The sequence below is a fragment of the Rhodococcus sp. 14C212 genome (assembly GCF_011058195.1).
GTDB lineage: Bacteria > Actinomycetota > Actinomycetes > Mycobacteriales > Mycobacteriaceae > Rhodococcus > Rhodococcus aetherivorans.
This window is the reverse complement of the sequence record NZ_JAALEH010000195.1, coordinates 1-2162: the sequence shown is the minus strand read 5'-3', so window position 1 is coordinate 2162 and position 2162 is coordinate 1. Positions and strand designations below refer to the sequence as shown.

General features: G+C 68.6%; 1 protein-coding gene. It reads right to left on the bottom strand.

Annotated features, from left to right (window positions below):
• Nucleotides 1–14: 14 nt before the first annotated feature.
• Nucleotides 15–2108, bottom strand: coding sequence for an ISAzo13 family transposase (locus G6038_RS30590; RefSeq protein WP_165042651.1), 2094 nt, complete (start codon nt 2106–2108; stop codon nt 15–17).
• Between the last annotated feature and the right edge of the window lie 54 nt (nt 2109–2162).

Sequence of the window (2162 nt, the reverse complement as noted above, 5' to 3'; positions counted from 1 at the left end):
GGAAGCGTAAAGAATCAAATTGGTCGTGTCGTTGCGCCGTTCTCGGGAATGAGGGAGTCGAGGACCGCTTTCGCGTTGGGGAACCGCGTAGCGCCCGGGACCGGGGTGTAGCCGTCCTGGGTGAGGATGGGACCGACTTCGCGGACGACGTCACCGATGGTGCGGCGGCTGACGTGGAACAGTTCCGCGAGAGTGTCCTGGGTGCACAGGGTGCGCCGGTAGAGCACGGTGGCCAGGACGCGTTCGTCGTGAGTGATCTTCTGGGTGAAGACGCCTCCACGGGCGCCCGGAAGGCGTTCTCCGCCACGTCGTCGGTGACGGTGCCGCTCGTTGCGGGCTTCGAGCACGTGCCGGACTCGTTCGGTCAGTGCGATCAGCTCGGTGCGGGGCATGCCGGTCAGTGCCGGATCGGAAAGCAGGCCCGGGACCTGGGAGCGGGCCGGCGGGGGCCGGCTGCTCGCGACGAAGTCCCGTAGCGCGGCCGCGGTGCGGAATCGCAGTGCGGCCGCAGGGATCACGTGGCCGTGTTCACCAAGGAGCTGGCGGGTTTCGGCGATCGCCTGCCCGATCGAGTTGGCGTTGATGCCCAGCAGGTCGGACAGGACGTTCTGGGAGCAGAGCTGGCGCAGGTAGACAACAGTGACCAGCACCCGGTCCGCGGGCGAGAGCAGGCCGCGGCTGCCCGCGCCGGGGGCCCGGCGACGGGGCCCGCCGCGTTGTTCGAAGCAGCGCTGCGCGGCCTGGGCGTCTTGCGCCGGGGCGAGGTCGGCGGTCAGCGCGGTCAACGCACGGCGGCTCATCCCGGTCAGTCGCGCATCGGCCAGTAACTCGAGTGCGGCGGCCCGGGCGCGGTCGCGGTCCTCGGTGCGCATCGGTGAGGCCGAACCGCCGCTGGGAGAGATGGTGTAGTTCCATGCCCCGTGCCGGGCGTGGGTCTGGATCGGCAACGCCTGCAATTGTTCTCGGGTTACGGCGATGCCCAGGGGGTAGGTGCCGGTGTCCAGTTCGGCGTGCACCTGCAATCCGGTCCGGGTGCGGGTGGAGGCGATGGTGGCCACCACGACCTCGTGGCTGGTCAACGGTCGACCCCGCCAGTTCATGGTGATCTGGGAGAACAACCGGTGCTCGATCTTGTTCCACTTCGAGGTGCCCGGCGGGAAGTGGCAGACCGTGATCGTCAGGCCCGTCTCGGCCGCCAGCGCCGCCAGTTCCGCCTTCCACAACCGGTACCGGTAGCCGTTGGATCCTCCGGCATCGGCGGTGATCAGCAGCCTCGTCGCGTTCGGGTAGTCCCGCGCTCCGCGGGCCTGCCACCAGCGCCGGATCGAGGCGACCGCGAACGCGGAGGTGTCGTGGTCGACCCCGACGTTCACCCAGCCGCTGTCCGCGTTCAGGTCGTAGATGCCGTAGGGCACCGCCACCGGCACGTCCGGGCCCGCGGTGAAGAAGCTGTGGTCCTCCACCCGCACCGGTTCGCCCTGGGGGCGCCACTCGCGTCCGGCCGCGGGTAGCAGCCCGAGTTGCTCCTTCTTCTTCGTGTCGACGCTGACCACCGGTTCGTCGGCCTCTTGATGGGCCTCGACCTGTTCGTTGATGTAGCGGAACTGCGCGTCCCGGTCCGGGTGCTGGGCGCCCTCGAGGCTCTTGGCCGTACCCTGCAGACTGAACCCGTTCTCCTTCAACAGCCTTCCCACCGTGGGCGCGGACACCGGATGCCCCTGCCTGGTCAGCTCCTCGGCCAGGTGTCGCAGCGACTTGGTGGTCCACCGCAACGGTGACATCGGATCTCCGCGTTCGTCCGGCTCCACCAACGCCAGCAACGCCGCCACCAGGCCCCGGTCGTGCTCGCCGGCCCGTTTTCGGCCTCCTCCGGCCCGGCGGGAACGACCCACCGGCAACGGATCCTGTCCGGCCTCGAGTTCGGCTATCCCGGTGCGCACCGTCGTCGCGCTGACCTTGGCCGCCTCCGCTACCGCATGAACCCCGCCGTGCCCGAGCAACCGAGCCTCGGTCGCCAATGCCAACCGTTTCTGCCGTTCGTTCAGGTGCGGCAGCAGCACGTCGAACCTGCAGGTCAACTGGCCGCGCACCTGCGCGTCGATACCCATAACACATCATCGACTGCTGCAATACGAAAGCACAAGTTATTTCGTTACGCTCCC

What these genes read in the sequence shown, in the direction of transcription:
- G6038_RS30590 (WP_165042651.1), bottom strand. Translation starts at nt 2,108, where the DNA reads ATGGGTATCGACGCGCAGGTGCGCGGCCAGTTGACCTGCAGGTTCGAC.